Genomic DNA, 511 nt, shown 5'->3' with positions numbered 1-511 from the left:
TGCTCTTCTTGAGCGTGAATGATTTCCTCCTCGGACCAACCAGTCTGTTTGATGTAGATGGTTGGTGTGGGGTGTGGATATGGTGTTTGGATGCTTAATAGCGTGTCTGACTAATATATTTTTTACGTGATTTTTTTGTTCACACGACCTAACCAGGTTCACTGAGTTGATTGGTTTGGTTGTGTGGGTGTGTGCAAGGACAGGTAGCACTCCAACATATAAAGACTGGATACAAGCGCTTGTTATATACGGGTGTGTTTAGTTGTGTTGTGTTGGTGGTGTGTTTTGTTCTTGTTATTTATTTTGTTTGAGCTAGATGTTGTCTTGCTCTCTTACAGTTTTTTTGTGGAGAGTTTGATCCTGGCTCAGGACGAACGCTGGCGGCGTGCTTAACACATGCAAGTCGAACGATGAAGCCTGATTACTTTGGTTTTTGGGTGGATTAGTGGCGAACGGGTGAGTAATACGTGGGTAACCTGCCCTCCTTTTTGGGATAAGCCTTGGAAACGGG

Annotated in this window: 1 rRNA gene; it reads left to right on the top strand. The window is 44.2% G+C overall.

The window, feature by feature from the left end:
- Nucleotides 1-342 precede the first annotated feature (342 nt).
- Nucleotides 343-511: ribosomal RNA gene (locus ACRQHG_RS09360) — 16S ribosomal RNA — on the top strand; the annotation flags it as partial.

Source organism: Actinotignum vesiculae (assembly GCF_051267215.1).
In the GTDB taxonomy this organism is placed as follows: Bacteria; Actinomycetota; Actinomycetes; order Actinomycetales; family Actinomycetaceae; genus Actinotignum; species Actinotignum schaalii.
Note: the sequence above shows the minus strand (reverse complement) of the source record. Positions and strands in the feature narration are given on the sequence as shown.